This window comes from Streptomyces sp. NPDC051976 (genome assembly GCF_040680795.1).
Taxonomy (GTDB): Bacteria; Actinomycetota; Actinomycetes; order Streptomycetales; family Streptomycetaceae; genus Actinacidiphila.
On sequence record NZ_JBFAXL010000153.1, the window covers coordinates 1 to 1,588 of the forward strand.

General features: G+C 65.0%; 2 protein-coding genes and 1 pseudogene. 1 reads left to right on the forward strand and 2 read right to left on the reverse strand.

All coding sequences use genetic code 11. The annotated features are described in order from the left end of the window. Positions 1 to 284: 284 nt before the first annotated feature. Complete coding sequence (locus AB0M29_RS45155) at positions 285 to 596, reverse strand: hypothetical protein (RefSeq protein ID WP_365393681.1); 312 nt, start codon at positions 594 to 596, stop codon at positions 285 to 287. Between the two features lie 4 nt (positions 597 to 600). Further along, entirely contained in the window at positions 601 to 1,077 is a 477-nt protein-coding gene (locus tag AB0M29_RS45160; RefSeq protein WP_365393683.1) for a hypothetical protein, read from the reverse strand. Positions 1,078 to 1,497: 420 nt separating this feature from the next. Here AB0M29_RS45160 and AB0M29_RS45165 point away from each other — a divergent pair. Further along, positions 1,498 to 1,588: pseudogene (locus tag AB0M29_RS45165) on the forward strand (enoyl-CoA hydratase/isomerase family protein); the annotation flags it as partial.

Here is a 1,588-nt window from a genome sequence, read left to right on the forward strand (position 1 = left end):
CAGCGGTCCGACTCTTTTGGCAAGCATTCGGTACGACGGCATCCCCGCCCAGGCCCGTAACTCACCCAGCAATAGGACGAACTCCGCCAGATCCGACGCCTTACTCGGATCCGGCATACTGCCCAGCTGCCCACCCACGACGCTCACCCCCCGGTGAAGCCGCGCACCTGACAGGGAGAGTGCGTTCGGCTAGTCCTTCTCACAGCAGCTTGTTGGCGGTGGCCGCAGCCACCTTGCATCAGGTGCTCAGCAATGTGGCCACGGGTACCGGGGCCCGGCGCAACTCAGTTGCCATCGAAGGCAATCAGAGGCAGGTGCGCCCCGCCAAGAGTGGTGCAATGGCCTCGGCTGAAGTAGTGATGGCCTCCCGAGACGTCCAGCACGTATCCCGTGTAGCTGATCGACCGCACTTCATCAGCTTCCTGGATTTTCATCCAGCCTTGGTTGGAGATTGTAGTGCCGTCCCAGGCGTAGCAGTAGCGGCCGCTGTCACGGCAAGGAGTCCACATGAAGTTCGCCCGAAGGCTGGCAGCCGGGGCCATGGCGGCCGGCCTCACCACCGTTGGCTTCTTCGCTGCGACACCGGCCGGCGCCACGGGGTCAGCAGTGGGTGGGGTGCGGTCCGTCGAGGGTCCCGCCATTGCTGTAGTCGTGCAGGGTGCCGTGTGTGCCACAGAAGTTGACCACGGCCTCCGCCAGCCACTGATCCGGAGTTGCCGCATGGACGTCGATGGCGGCGGAGACATCCTTCTGCGTGTCAGGCTTTGTCGTGGGCACGCTCTGTTTGAAGCCTGCCGCTTGTGACGCCTGGACGTAGACGGTCACGCTCGTACTGCCGTTGTGGGCCTGCTGCCAACTTCCGGCCCACTGCCAGTGGGCGATGACGAGGTGCGTGCAGGAGTCGTACTGCTGCTCCACTTCGCCGACGTACTGGTTGGAGATCCACATCTGGCCCGGGTCGCCGATGTCGATGGTGGAGCAACTCGCGGGTTGGACAGCGGCGTGAGCCGTACCGGCGGCCGGGACAACTGCGGCCGCGGTGGCGGCGAGTGCTGCGGCTATGACATGCAGACGCATGGCTTCTCCTCATTCAGGGGTGAGTGATCAGTGCTTCGGCGAGTAGCGCACCAAATGGACTGCGAACGGAGGCCAGCGTGACCGAGGCCTCGTGACCTTGGGGCTCCGCGCGTCGAGTGTGTTGCTCACTTGTGGTGTCCACCAGCCCTCTCAACAAACCCAGACGACCTGGCCGGGCCGGGACGCCTCGTTACGGGGTCGTTGTGCAAGATCGAGGCTAAGAGCTGCTGTCCTAGATCCGTCCTAAGCCCGTCCTTGCGCACTCCGTTCACAAGAGCGCATGTGACAGGTCGAACGCCTTGTTGGTGACAACCCGACTGCTTCGACCGGCCTGAATCGCCAGCTCATCCCTCTCCGCTGGTGACAACTACGGTGCTTCGGCGCACAGGAGTGCTCCGGCAGCCGGTCGGGCCGGGCGACCTGGTCGGCTACGCCCGCGCGCTGGAGATCTGCGCCACCGGCCGCTTCGTGCGCGCCGACGAGGCCGAGCGCACCGGCCTGGCCAACCTGG

Coding starts and splice junctions, on each gene's coding strand:
- AB0M29_RS45160 (WP_365393683.1), bottom strand. CDS start 1,077: ATGCGTCTGCATGTCATAGCCGCAGCACTCGCCGCCACCGCGGCCGCA.